We start from the raw sequence: 12,651 nt of genomic DNA, 5'->3' as shown, positions 1-12,651 counted from the left end.
GCCGCGGGCAGCAGCCCGGCCGGCAGGGCAGCCGGTCACCGCGCCGGCCCTTGGTACCGGAGCAGCCGTTGGTACCAGGGCAGCCCTTGGTTCCAGGGCGGCTTCTGCTCCTGGGGCAGCTTCCCGCCCGGCTCCCGGCGTCAGGGGGGCCGGGCGGGGTGGGAGGTGGTGACATGAGTGTGCGGCTGCCCAGGACGTTTCCGTTGCCGACGGTCTCGGTGGAGGACGCGGTGATGAACCAGTTTCGGCTGGTGGAGTGCGTGGCCCGGCATTTCGAAGGCCGTCAGCTCTTCGAGGCGGACGCGGGAGTGGTGCCGGGGCTGGGCCGTCCGCGGACCACCGCGCGGGTCGAGGCCGTCCTCGCGGACTATTTCGGGGCTCCCGCCGCCGCGCTGGTGCAGGGTGCGGGGACGGGGGCCATCCGGGCCGCGCTCGGCGCCGTGATCGGCGCGGGTGATCGGCTGCTCGTGCACCGTGCGCCGGTCTACCGCACCACCGGTGTCACTCTGCGCGGGTTGCGGGTGGAGGCCGTCGAGGTGGACTTCGAGGACCGTGCCGCACTCGACCGGGCCCTGTCCTCCGGCCGGTTCCGGTGGGCCTTCGTGCAACACACCCGGCAGCGGCTGGCGGACTCCCACGACCCGGGCGCAGTGCTCGCCTCCTGCCGGGCAGCCGGTGTGCAAACCATCGTGGACGACAATTACGCGGTCTTCCGTGTCCCGGCGTGCGGTGTGGAACTGGGCGCCGATGCTTCCTGCTTCTCGCTGTTCAAGCTGCACGGCCCGGAGGGGGTGGGAGCGGTCGTCGGTGCACGCGACGTGGTGGAGCGGGTGCACGACGACAACTACTCGGGCGGCGGTCAGGTGCAGGGGCACCAGGCGCTCGATGCGCTGCGTGCGCTCACCCATGTCCCGGTGACATGGGCGGTGCAGTCCAGGACGGGTACGGAAGTCGCCGAGCGGCTGGCGGCCGGGGAAGTGCCCGGTGTCCCCGAGGTACGGATCGCCAATGTCCAGGACCGTTGTGTACTGCTGAGGCTGGACCGGCCTGTGGCCCAAGCGATGCCGGGGGTCGCGTCCCGGTACGGGGCCGCGCCGTACCCGGTCGGTGCCAACTCCCGGTACGAGATCGCTCCGCTCGTCTACCGGATGTCCAGCTCGGCCCTGGAGGACGCTCCGGAGCTCGCCGACTGGACGGTACGCGTCAATCCGATGCGGGCAGGCGCGGACCTGGTCATCGACATCCTCCGCCGTGCGCTGCGTGACCTGGACGCCGCCGGCACCGCGCCCGGTGTTCCCGGGTGCGGGAAAGGGGGCTGACCACGATGTTCCTCGACGCGGTCCTCGCACGTAACCCGCAGTTGGTCGACTATGCCGCCGAGCTGCACCGCACCGGAAGGGTCCAGCCGGACACCTACGTCGTCGACCTGGAGACCGTCGAGGCCAATGCCGCGCTGCTGGCGGCGGAGACGAGACGGTGGTGCCTCGGCCTCTGGCCCGTGGTCAAACAGGTCGGCCGCAACCCCGAACTGATCCGGGCGGTGGCCCGGCACCTGCCCCGCTTCGCCGCCATCGACGCACCGGAAGCCCGTGCCCTGCACGCGGCGGGCGCGCGGTTCGGGAACGTGGGCCACCTGGTGCAGATTCCGCACCGCGCGCTGCCCGAGATCCTCGCCTGGCGCCCGGAGGCGGTGACCGTTTTCGATGTGGCCAACGCCCGAGCCGTCTCGAGGACCGCCCGCCGACTGGGCTGGGTGCAGGACATCCTCGTACGGATCGAGGGTGCGCCGAGGCTGGTGCATCCCGGGCAGGAAGGCGGTGTACCGCTCGGTGGGCTGGCGGAGTTCGCGGCCGAGGTGGAGCAGTTGCCCGGAGTCCGTGTCGCCGGGGTCACCGGATTCCCCTGCGTCCAGTGTGTTCCCGGAACCGGGCAGCCGCGTCCCACCGCCACTTTCGCACGCGTCCGCGAGGCCCGAGCGGTGCTGGCTGCCCGCGGGCATCCGGACCTGAAGCTGAGCGCTCCGGGCGTGACCTGCGCGGCCACCCTGCCGCTGCTCGCCGAGCTGGGTGCCACGCACGGTGAGCCCGGCCATGCCCTCACCGGCACCACACCGCTCCACGCAGTCGACCTGGACCAGCCGGAACGGCCCGCCTACATCTATGTCACCGAGGTCGCGCATGTCCTCGCGGACGGCCGGCCCGCTCTGCACGGCGGCGGCTTCTACTCCAGGTCCGGGGTCGAATCGGCGCTGATCGCCCGTACCGGCGCACGGCTCGTCGTCCAGCGAGCCCCGGCCGAGAACATCGATTACCACCGTCTGCTGGCTCCCGGTGACGCCAGGCCCGGCGACACGGCCGTCCTCGCGTTCCGTACCCAGGTCTTCGTCACCCGCAGCACGGTCGCCGTCGTCGCCGGCCTCGCCACCGGTTCCCCGCGGCTGATCGGCCGCCATGACGCGCTCGGTCGGCCGCTTCCGGAGGGTGCGGGTGGGCCATGAGCAGGATCGTCATCGTCGTCATCGACGGTTTCGGCATCGGGGCGATGCCCGACGCGGACACCCAGCGCCCCGGCGACGCCGCCGCCGACACGCTCGGCCATCTCCTCGACCGGCACCGCGCGACCACCGGCCGGCGTCTGCCGCTGCCCACGCTGGCAGCTCTCGGTCTCGGCCTCGTCCACCCTCATCCGGACCTGCCGCGGGAGCCGTCACTGCCGGTGGCCGTGGGCCGCGCGGCTCTCGGCTATCCGGGGGCCGACACGTACGCCGGGCATCAGACCATGATGGGAGCCGACTGCAGCCGGGTGACGGCGGCCCGGCTCGCCGATCACCTCGACGAGGTCACCGTGGCCCTGCGGGCGAACGGGCACGGTACGGACAGCCTCGGCGGGCGGCCCCTGCTGGTGGTGGACGGGCGGGTTCTCGTCCACGACAACCTGGAGGCGGACCCGGGCGTCAACTGGAACGTCTCCGGCTGCTTGGCAGACGTCTCGTTCACCGACGTTCTCCGCATCGCCCAGGTGGTGCGCTCGGTGGCGCCCGTCGCCCGGGTGATCGCCGTGGGCGGTCACGCCGACGCTCCGCTGCCCGCCTTCGTACGGGAAGGCGCCCTCGGCACGGTCGGCCTGGACACCCCGGCGAGCGGGTTCTACCGGAACGGTGGGCTGGCGGTGCAGCATCTCGGCGCGCCGTTGGACCGGGCCCGCCGGCTGCCGGAGCTGGTGGCGGGCACGGGTGTCCCCGTCACGCTCGTGGGCAAGGCCGCAGAGGTGCTGGCCTGCGACGCGGCGGTGCGCCGCCCTGCCGTGGGCACCACCGACGTCTTCGCGCTCACCCTCGACGCCCTCCGGCGGGCTCCTGGCACGGCGCTGATCGTCAGCAACGTCCAGGAGACCGACCTGGCGGGGCACCAGCAGGACGCCCCTCGGTACGCCTCCGTGCTCCGGCGTACCGATACGGGTCTGAGCACGCTGCTGCCGCTGCTCTCCTCCCCCGGCGACCGCCTGATCGTCACCGGTGATCATGGTAACGACCCGGTGATCGGTCACGCCTGTCACACCCGGGAGTACGTCCCGGTCCTGATCCACCGCCCGGGAGCCGCCCGGGCGGAGCGTCTGCCGGCGGCCCGGACCTTGGCGGACGTGGGGGCCACGGCGGCGGCCGCCCTGGGACTGGGTGCCGCCGCCCTCGGCAGCGGCGCTCCACTCCTGAGGCCGGCGGCCGGATCGGCGGGTGTACCGACATGACCGCACGGACGAGCCCCCGGCCGGGGCTCCGGCCAGGGGCTCGATCACGCAGCTACGCGCCGTGCACGGCCCCGGAGGCGGCGGGTGCCGCCCGGAGGCCGGGGTGGGCGTCAGCCCATGAACTTCTTGAATTCGTCGGGCAGTTCAAAGTTCTTCGCGTCGTCGCCCTGCGGCAGACCCAGCGGATTGCCGGACTGTGCGGCCTCGCGGCGGGCGGCAGCTGCCTCCTCCTCGGCCTTCCGCTTCATCGGGTTGCCGCTCTTGCGCTTGCCCTTGGCCTGCTTCTGCTGCTTCTTCTTCTTGGCGCCGCCGCCACCCATGCCCGGCATCCCCGGCATGCCAGGCATTCCCGGCATGCCGCCGCCCTGGGCCATCTTCGACATCATCTTGCGGGCGTCGAAGAACCGCTCGACCAGGTTCTTGACCGCGCTGACGTCGACGCCGGAGCCCTTGGCGATACGGGCACGGCGCGAGCCGTTGATGATCGTCGGCTCCTGGCGCTCGGCCGGCGTCATCGACTTGATGATCGCCGCCGTACGGTCGACCTCGCGCTCGTCGAGGTTGTTGATCTGCTCCTTCATCTGCCCCATGCCGGGCAGCATCCCGAGGAGCTTGGAGATGGAGCCCATCTTGCGGACCTGCTCCATCTGGGCCAGGAAGTCGTCGAGCGTGAAGTCCTTGCCCTTGCTGCTCGCCAGCTTCGAGGCCATCTTCTCGGCCTCTTGCTGGCTGAAGGTCTGCTCGGCCTTCTCGATCAGCGTGAGCATGTCGCCCATGCCCAGGATGCGGGACGCCATGCGGTCCGGGTGGAACGCGTCGAAGTCGTCCAGCTTCTCGCCGTTGGAGGCGAACATGATCTGCTTGCCGGTGACGTGCGCGATGGAGAGCGCGGCACCACCGCGGGCGTCGCCGTCCAGCTTGGAGAGGACCACGCCGTCGAAGCCGACGCCGTCGCGGAACGCCTCGGCGGTGTTGACCGCGTCCTGGCCGATCATCGCGTCGACGACGAAGAGGACCTCGTCCGGCTTGACCGCGTCGCGGATGTCCGCGGCCTGCTGCATCAGTTCCTGGTCGATGCCGAGGCGGCCGGCGGTGTCGACGATGACCACGTCGTGCTGCTTGGAGCGGGCGAACTCGATCGAGTCCTGAGCGACCTTGACCGGGTCGCCGACACCGTTGCCCGGCTCCGGCGCGAAGATGGCGACGTCGGCGCGCTCGGCGACGACCGAGAGCTGGTTGACGGCGTTGGGGCGCTGCAAGTCACAGGCGACCAGCAGCGGCGCGTGGCCCTGCTGCTTGAGCCAGTTGCCGAGCTTTCCGGCGAGGGTCGTCTTACCGGCACCCTGCAGACCGGCCAGCATGATGACGGTCGGCGGGTTCTTGGCGAAGCGGAGCCGACGGGTCTCGCCGCCAAGGATGCCGATGAGCTCCTCGTTGACGATCTTGATGACCTGCTGGGCGGGGTTCAGCGCCTGGGAGACCTCGACGCCGGTCGCCCGCTCCTTGACCTGCTTGATGAAGGCCCGGACGACGGGCAGCGCGACATCGGCCTCCAGCAAAGCGATCCGGATCTCGCGCGCCGTGGCGTCGATGTCCGCCTCGCTCAAGCGGCCTTTGCCCCGGAGGTTTTTGAAAGTACTCGCCAAGCGGTCGGAAAGCGTATCGAACACGGCGGTCGTCGATCCTCGGGGTCGGGGGCAGGGTCAAGTCGGCTTCTAGGGTATCCGCACAGGCAAGCAACGTGTCCCTGCCCGCCGGGGAAGGGCGCCGGGACAGGCCCCCGTACGACTGCGGGGGCGGTGCGCAACCAGCGCGGGCGCCCCTTGCGCACCCCGCACCCACCGTCTCACGGAGGCGCGGCATCCGGGGAGCCCGCGCCGTCCACGGAGACGGTGCGGCTTGCGAAGGCGTTCCGGTCGGCGGAGGCGTACCGGTCCGGGGCGATGATCTCCGTGTTGTCGATCTTGCTGGTTTCGGAGCCCGCACCGGGCAGGCGGCCTGCGTGGCTACTTCAAGGCGTGCTCCACCGTCCGTGCCACCTCGACGGCCACCTCGTCCGCCAGAGGTTCTCCCTTTTCGTCCGTGACGTAGAACGCATCCACCGCGTTCGCTCCCAGCGTGCTCACATGGGCGCTGCGTACGGTGACCCGCACGGACTCCAGGGCGCGGCCGATCCGGTGCAGCAGTCCCTGGGCGTCCTGGGCCCGTACCTCGATCACGGTGGCCAGCTCCGAGGTCCCGGGGGCGACCGTCACCCGGGGCGGCGGGGCCTGCATCCCGCGCGAACGACGCGCGTACGCCTGCTCGCGCTCGGCCAGCCTGGCCGGCACGTCCAGCGAGCCGTCCAGAGCCCGTACGAGGTCCGCCCGCAGCCGTACCGCCTGCGGGAGAGAGCCGTATTCGGCGGCCACCCGCCAGCTCAGCAGCAGCACCGGCCCCTCGCCGACGGGATCGACGCTGCGCAGGTCCGCGGCGCGGACGGTCAGGCGGTGCATGGCGAGGACGCCCGCTGCGGCGGGCAGCACGCCCGGCTGGTCCGGTACGGCCATCAGCAGTTCGACGCCCACCGGCTCCGGTTCCGGATCTGCCGCGGCGCCCGGACCTGCGGCGGGATCGGCGGGCGGGTCCGTGCGGAGGCGTTCGTCGACTTCGCCGCGGCCCTCCGCCCGGGTGCGCAGGGCGAGGGCCGGGCCGCCGGTACGCCACGCCTCGACGGCCAGGCGCTCCTGCTCGGCGGTCGGCTCGTCCGCCGGGCGCCCTTCTGGTGCGGCCTCCCCCGCCAACCGCGCCGTGACGCGTTTCACCAGATCGGCGACGAGCGACCCGCGCCAGGCGCTCCAGGCCGCGGGGCCGGTCGCCAGTGCGTCGGCCTCGGTGAGGGCGTGCAGCAGTTCCAGCGTCCCGGTACTGCCCACCGTCTCCGCGACCGCATCGATCGTCGCCGGATCGGCCAGGTCCCGGCGGGTGGCCGTCTCGATGAGCAGCAGATGATGCCGTACGAGCGTGGCGATCACCGTCACGTCCCGGGCGTCGAAGCCGATTCTGGTCGCCATGTCCCGGGCGATGGTCTCGCCGGAGACGGAGTGGTCGCCGGGCCAGCCCTTGCCGATGTCGTGCAGCAGAGCCGCGATCAGCAGCAGGTCGGGGCGGTGCACGCGGCGGGTGAGCGCCGCGGCGCGGACGGCGGTCTCGATCAGGTGCCGGTCGACGGTCCAGCGGTGCACGGCGTTGCGTTGCGGACGGCAGCGCACCCGCTCCCAGTCGGGCAGCAGCCAGGTGACGATCCCTTCCGCCTCCAGCGCCTCCCAGACGGGTACGGTCTGTGCGCCCGCGCCCAGCAAGGTGACCAGTTGTTCGCGTGCCTCGGCCGGCCACGGCACGGGCAGGGGCCGGATGGCGGCGCCCGTCCGCAGCCGGCGCACGGCGTGCAGGGACAGCGGCAGTCCGGCCAGCGCGGCGGCGGCAGCGGCGCGCAGGGGAAGCACCGGGTCGCGGTCCGGCCGCGCCGTCCGCGCCAGGACGGCTTCACCGTCCAGTTCGACCACGCCCTCGGCGAGCGGGGACCGCTCTCCCCGTCCCGGCCCGCCCCCGGCCGTACGGCCCCGCAACAGCCCGCGCAGTACGGGGCGTACGGACCGGGACCGCAGCACCCGCCCGACTTCGCGCCAGGTGACGTCGCTCGCGTACGAGATGGTGCGCGCGGATTCGTAGACCTGCCGCAGCAATACGTCCGCGTCCAGTACACCGAGTGCTTGGGCCACCTGGTCCTGGTCCTGGAGAGAGAGCCGGTCGGTGGTGCGGCCGGTGGTCAGGTGCAGTGCGTCGCGCACGTCCAGCAGGCGGGTGCGGGCTGCCTCCAGTCCCTCGCGCGGGGCGTCGGCGAGCCAGGAGGCGGCTACCGCCCGCAGCGCGGTGGCGTCCCGCAGCCCGCCCCTGGCCTCCTTCAGGTCCGGTTCCAGGAGGTACTGCAACTCGCCGTGGCGGGCGGCGCGTTCGCGGCTGATCTCGCGCAGCTCCGGCAGGCGTTTGGGAGCCTGTTCGCGCCAGTCGGCCAGCGCGGTGCCGCGCAGGGCGCCGGTCAGTTCCGGGTCGCCGGCCAGGTGGCGGGCGTCCAGCAGGCCGAGCTGGACCTTGAGGTCGTCGCGAGCGGCCTTGCGTGCCTCGACGGGCGTCCGTACCGAGTGGTCCAGGGCGAGGCCCAGGTCCCAGACCGGGTACCAGAGCCGGTCGGCGAGCTCGGCCACCGTGCGGGCGCCGGCTTTGCCGTCGTGGAGCAGGAGCAGGTCCAGGTCGCTGCGGGGGGAGAGTTCGCCGCGGCCGTAGCCACCGACGGCGACCAGCGCGACGCCGGAGCCGGTGCGGCCGGTCGCGCGCTCGAACAGACCGGCCAGCCAGTCGTCGGTGAGCCGGGCGAGGGCGGCCCGGCGCGCGGCTCCCTCCTGACCCATGTCCTGCAGAAGCCGCAGCCGGTCCGGGGCGTAACTGTCTTCGCTGCCTTTGCTGTCTTTGCTGTCTTCGGCAGCGGAGGACAGGGGCGGGTGCTGCGGGCCGTCCGGTGCTTCCGTAAGGGCGGTGGTCGCGTCCGCTGCCTGGTTCGTGGCGGCATTCGTCCGGGCCGCAGTGGTGGCGGCGTCGCACTGGTCGCCGTCCTCCGCCGTCTTGCGCACGCTGTCGGTCAACTCAGGCGCTCCTTGGTCATGTCGGCCCCCAGGCACCGGACCTCGAAGGGCCCCGTCCTCACGCTCCTTCCCCCGTGGCGGGTACGGCTCTGCCAGCACGGGGGCACGGACACCCGCACCCGCACCCGCACCCGCACCCGCACCTACAACGCGTCCGGACCCCGTTCGCCCGTGCGGACGCGGACCGCTTCCTCGACCGGGAGGCTCCAGACCTTGCCGTCGCCGATCTTGCCGGTGCGGGCCGCCTTCACCACGATGTCGATCAGTTCGTCGGCGTCCGCGTCGTCCACCAGGACCTCGATGCGGACCTTCGGGACCAGGTCGACGGTGTATTCCGCGCCCCGGTACACCTCCGTGTGTCCGCGCTGCCTGCCGTATCCGCTGGCCTCGGTGACGGTCAGACCGTGTACGCCGAACGACTGCAGGGCCTCCTTCACCTCGTCGAGCCGGTATGGCTTGATCACTGCCGTGATGAGCTTCACGCGTCCACCCTCTTCTCACTGCCGGAGGCCGGGGCCGGGCCCTGGCCCTTCCCCTGACCCGCGCCCTTGTCCTTGCCCTTGTTCGTATCCCGGTTCGTGCTCTTGCCCGTGCCCTCGTCCGTGCCCTCGTCCGTGTCCTGGTCCGGGCCCTGGCTCGCGCCTCGGCCCTTGCCGTGGCCCTCCCCCTGCGCCTTGTGCCGGGACGGGGACGAGCCGCCGCCGAAGGCCTGCCCGGGAGCTGCTGCGCCCACGCCCGCGCGCGCCACCACGCCACCGCCCGTACCGCCGAAGTCATACGCCGTCTCCGCGTGCGCGGCTTGGTCGACGCCCGCGACCTCCTCGTCCTCGGAGACCCGGAAGCCCATCAGCACGTCGATGATCTTGGCGAGGAGGAAGGAGACGACAAAGGAGTACAGGAGCACGGAGACGACACCGACGGCCTGCTTCCCCAGTTGGTCCAGGCCGCCGCCGTAGAAGAGGCCCTTGACGTCGCTCTGTACGCCGCCGGTGGCGAACAGGCCGACCAGCAGGGACCCGGCGACGCCGCCGACGAGGTGGACGCCGACCACATCGAGGGAGTCGTCGTACCCGAACCGGTACTTCAGGCCGACCGCCATCGCGCACAGCACCCCGGCGATGACGCCCACCCCGATCGCGCCCAGCGGACTGACCGCGCCGCACGCCGGAGTGATCGCGACCAGCCCTGCCACGGCGCCGGAGGCCGCGCCCAGGGTGGTGAAGGAGCCGTGCCGGATCTTCTCGTACCCGAGCCAGCCGAGCATCGCCGCGGCCGTGGCGACCTGGGTGTTGACGAAGGCGACGGCGCCCACGCCGTCGTCGTTGTTCAGCCAGGAGCCCGCGTTGAAACCGAACCAGCCGAACCACAGCAGCCCGGCGCCGAGCATCACCAGCGGCAGGCTGTGCGGCCGCATCGGGTCCTTCTTGAAGCCGATGCGCCGGCCGACGACGAAGAGCACGCCCAGGGCCGCGGCACCCGCGTTGATGTGGACGGCCGTACCGCCGGCGAAGTCGATGACGCCCAGGTCGAAGAGCCAGCCGCCTTCGGCCCACACCCAGTGCGCGACGGGGAAGTAGACGACGGTGGCCCACAGGGCGATGAACAGCGCCCACGCCGTGAACTTCACCCGGTCCGCGAGGGCACCGCTGATCAGCGCGGGTGTGATCACCGCGAACATCAGCTGGAAGACCGCGAAGACGTAGACCGGGATGGAGGTGGTGCCCCACAGCTCGGTCAGGCCGATGCCGCTGAGCCCGGCGAAGTCTCCGGGCCGGCCGAGGAAGCCGCCGCTGTCCTGGCCGAAGGCGACCCCGAAGCCGTACAGCACCCACAGGACGGTGACGATCCCCAGACTGATGAAGCTCATCATCAGCATGTTGAGCACGCTCTTGACCCGGACCATGCCGCCGTAGAAGAAGGCGAGGGCGGGGGTCATGAGCATCACCAGGGCGGTGCAGATGAGCATGAAGCCGGTGTTGGCCGGGCTCAGGGTGGCCTCGTCTGCCGCGAGCGTCATGATGCCTGGGGGCATCGGCGTCTCCTGTCGTCGATGCGGCCCGTGCGGGCGTGGTTCCGGGTGGGCCGACTTTCGCCACGAGGTTGTCGCAGCACCGTTTCGGCCATGACCCGTCGGTGTTTCCCCACGGTGACGAAGCCCTCGTCAGTGTTACGCCCCCATGAACTCCGAGATCAGCCCGCCACGCCCGGTACCTCCCGCAACCCACCGAAACGACCACTCCGGCACCACGCCCCCGGCACCACGCCCCCACCGAGACCACGGCACGACGGCCACACCGCGACCGCGCCACCGAGGCCACAGTGCCCTCACGACCCCACCCCCTGCCACGCCAGCCCTACCCCCTGCCCCTGCCCCCTGCGCCCTGCGCCCTGCGCCCTGCGCCCTGCCTCACCGCACGCCCCACAAAGCCGACCGCGGCTGTCACCCGTTTGACCTGGCGTGGGGGAGCCGAGTCGAGCTGTACGGGGTGACGGGCCGCGGTCGGGGTCTCTGGGAATGCGGTCGAAGAAACGGGGTGAAGAGGGTGCGGTCGCACAGTGGGGCCGAAGAGGGTGCGGCCAGGGAGTGCGGTCAGACGGCCTCCGCGCCGGTTTCCGGCAGTTGCTGGGCCAGTTCGTCGCTGAGCTGGATCACTTCGGCCACGCTTTCGAAGTTCCGCGCCGCGGTGTCCACAGTCTTGCGCAGCCGGGTGTTGACCCGTTCCGAGCGGACCTTCTTCGCCAGCGGTATGGCCTGCTGCGCCAGGACCGCGCACTGCTCCGGCTCCTTCTGGAGCAGGTGCACCGTCGCCATCCCGATCAGATTGAGCGCGTACGAACGCTGGTGCTCCATGTCCCGCGAGAAGAGTTCGACCGCCCGCTGCATCACGGGGTTGGCGAGGGAGGCGTAGGTCGGGCTGCGCCCGGCCACGTAGGCGAGATCGCGGTAGGAATGGGCGTTCTCCGCGTTCAGCTCGGCCTCCGAGAAGAAGCGGATCCAGTCCGGCTCGGGGTCACCGGGCGTCACGTCACCGAAGGTGTCCTCGGCCATCCGCACGGCGCGTTTGACCTTGCTCGGCTGGCCCATGCTCGCGTACGCCCGCGCCTCCATCGCATACAACATCGCCTGGGTGCGGGGCGTGGCCGATTCGCGGCTGCCGTACTGCGCGAGGTGGATGAGCTCCAGTGCGTCGTCCGGGCGGTCCAAATGGATCATCTGGCGGCTCATGCTGGAGAGGATGTACGAGCCCAGCGGGCGGTCGTCGGCTTCCTTGGAGGCGTGCAGGGCGAGCACGAAGTACTTCTGCGCGGTGGGTTGCAGGCCGATGTCGTAGCTCATCCACCCGGCCAGCTCGGCCAGTTCGGCGGCGACCTTGAACAGCCGTTTGGAGACCTCTTCGCTCTGCGGTTCCTGCAGCAGGTCGGTGACCTCGTGGAGCTGGCCGACCACCGCTTTGCGGCGCAGTCCGCCGCCGCACTGGGCGTCCCACTGGCGGAACATCACGGTCGTCGACTCCAGCAGGTCCAGTTCCGGGCTGGACAGCCGGTTGGAGCGCCGGGGACGCTCCTGGGACGCCTGCTGCGCGGCGGACGCCTGGCCGGGTGAGACCGGCACCAGCCAGCGCTGCATCGGCTCGATGAGCGCGGGCCCGGCGGCCAGCGCCAAGGAGGTGCCCAGGAAGCCCCGGCGTGCCAGCATCAGGTCGCTGCGGGAGAACTCGCTGATCAGCGAGACGGTCTGGGGGCCGGCCCAGGGCAGGTCGACGCCGGAGACGGACGGGGACTGGTGCGCGGTACGCAGGCCGAGGTCCTCGATGCCGACCACACACCCGAACCGCTCCGAGAACAGTTCGGAGAGGATGCGCGGGATGGGCTCGCGCGGCTGTTCACCGTCGAGCCAGCGCCGTACCCGCGAGGTGTCGGTGCTGATGTGGTGCGCGCCCATCTGGCGTGCGCGCCGGTTGACCTGTCGTGCCAGCTCGCCCTTCGACCAGCCGCTGCGCACGAACCATGAGCCCAACGGTTCGTTGGGACGCTTGTCAGCGCCGGTGCCGCCACTGCCGCCCACTGGAACGCCCCCATTCCGATTGCTGCCTTGCTTCACTGCGCCGCGCCATCGCTTCGCATCGCCGCTCTTCGCCGCTTCCGGGTTTCTTTTCCATACGTCCGCTAATACGGTCCGGACCGCCCCGATGCCTCATTGCGCCGGCGCGGTGTTCCTGCCGCGGCC

7 protein-coding genes and 1 pseudogene are annotated in these 12,651 nt (G+C 71.6%); 3 read left to right on the top strand and 5 right to left on the bottom strand.

Annotated elements, in window-relative coordinates:
• Positions 1 to 173: 173 nt before the first annotated feature.
• Genes ACZ4QV_RS03550 through ACZ4QV_RS03540 form a run of 3 tightly spaced genes read left to right on the top strand, consistent with a single transcriptional unit; the run spans position 174 to position 3,744 of the window.
• Positions 174 to 1,319, top strand: a complete 1,146-nt coding sequence (locus ACZ4QV_RS03550; RefSeq protein ID WP_361615819.1) for an aminotransferase class V-fold PLP-dependent enzyme — start codon at positions 174 to 176, stop codon at positions 1,317 to 1,319.
• Between the two features lie 5 nt (positions 1,320 to 1,324).
• A complete protein-coding gene (locus ACZ4QV_RS03545; RefSeq protein WP_361615821.1) occupies positions 1,325 to 2,497 on the top strand; it encodes an alanine racemase in 1,173 nt (390 codons plus the stop codon).
• Positions 2,494 to 3,744: a phosphopentomutase gene (locus ACZ4QV_RS03540; RefSeq protein WP_361615824.1), complete on the top strand. Its 1,251-nt coding sequence runs from the start codon at positions 2,494 to 2,496 to the stop codon at positions 3,742 to 3,744. The genes ACZ4QV_RS03545 and ACZ4QV_RS03540 overlap by 4 nt, the downstream gene beginning before the upstream one ends.
• Positions 3,745 to 3,854: 110 nt before the next feature.
• On the opposite strand, the gene ffh is transcribed toward ACZ4QV_RS03540, so the two are convergent.
• From ffh to nsdA, 5 genes and pseudogenes are all read right to left on the bottom strand, one after another.
• Positions 3,855 to 5,414, bottom strand: coding sequence for a signal recognition particle protein (gene ffh / locus ACZ4QV_RS03535; protein WP_361145724.1), 1,560 nt, complete (start codon positions 5,412 to 5,414; stop codon positions 3,855 to 3,857).
• Between the two features lie 336 nt (positions 5,415 to 5,750).
• Positions 5,751 to 8,276, bottom strand: coding sequence for a [protein-PII] uridylyltransferase (locus ACZ4QV_RS03530; RefSeq protein ID WP_361615835.1), 2,526 nt, complete (start codon positions 8,274 to 8,276; stop codon positions 5,751 to 5,753).
• A 290-nt stretch (positions 8,277 to 8,566) separates the two neighbouring features.
• Complete coding sequence (locus ACZ4QV_RS03525) at positions 8,567 to 8,905, bottom strand: P-II family nitrogen regulator (protein WP_030018395.1); 339 nt, start codon at positions 8,903 to 8,905, stop codon at positions 8,567 to 8,569.
• 224 nt (positions 8,906 to 9,129) lie between these two features.
• Positions 9,130 to 10,455, bottom strand: a pseudogene (locus tag ACZ4QV_RS03520) (ammonium transporter); the annotation flags it as partial.
• A gap of 558 nt (positions 10,456 to 11,013) precedes the next feature.
• On the bottom strand, positions 11,014 to 12,489 hold the full coding sequence (gene nsdA, locus ACZ4QV_RS03515; RefSeq protein ID WP_361634526.1) for a transcriptional repressor NsdA: 1,476 nt from the start codon (positions 12,487 to 12,489) through the stop codon (positions 11,014 to 11,016).
• Between the last annotated feature and the right edge of the window lie 162 nt (positions 12,490 to 12,651).

The organism is Streptomyces sp. NPDC026394 (genome assembly GCF_055567735.1).
The sequence above is the reverse complement of the archived record's forward strand: the minus strand, read 5'-3'. Positions and strand labels throughout refer to the sequence as shown.

What these genes read in the sequence shown, in the direction of transcription:
- ACZ4QV_RS03550 (WP_361615819.1), top strand. Translation starts at nt 174, where the DNA reads ATGAGTGTGCGGCTGCCCAGGACGTTTCCGTTGCCGACGGTCTCGGTG.
- ACZ4QV_RS03545 (WP_361615821.1), top strand. Translation starts at nt 1,325, where the DNA reads ATGTTCCTCGACGCGGTCCTCGCACGTAACCCGCAGTTGGTCGACTAT.
- ACZ4QV_RS03540 (WP_361615824.1), top strand. Translation starts at nt 2,494, where the DNA reads ATGAGCAGGATCGTCATCGTCGTCATCGACGGTTTCGGCATCGGGGCG.